We start from the raw sequence: 302 nt of genomic DNA on the forward strand, positions 1-302 counted from the left end.
GATTTGGGTGGGCAGTGGGGCTTATTCGTCGAGAATCAGGTGGCCCCGGCGTGCGAACGCCTCTTCACCGAGCGCGGAATTCCGGTGCAGATGGTCAGCCAACGGGTGAAGAAGCGTCTGGGCGGGGAAGTGTTGGAGGTCGATGTGCTGGTCGTCAATTGCGGCCATCTGGTCGCGGTCGAGGTCAAGGCGAGTCTGAGCGCTGAGGACGTGCAGGCCTTTCTTGAGGATCTGCGGCGTTTTCGCGAGTTCTTTCCCGAATACGCCGACTGGCAGGTGCATGGGGCAGTGGCGGGGATCCG

The 302-nt window shown here is 62.3% G+C and carries 1 pseudogene; it reads left to right on the forward strand.

The features are described 5' to 3' along the window. Positions 1–39 precede the first annotated feature (39 nt). A pseudogene (locus G3480_RS27590) lies at positions 40–302 on the forward strand (DUF3782 domain-containing protein); the annotation flags it as partial.

The organism is Thiorhodococcus mannitoliphagus (genome assembly GCF_010915725.1).
GTDB classification, from domain to species: Bacteria; Pseudomonadota; Gammaproteobacteria; order Chromatiales; family Chromatiaceae; genus Thiorhodococcus; species Thiorhodococcus mannitoliphagus.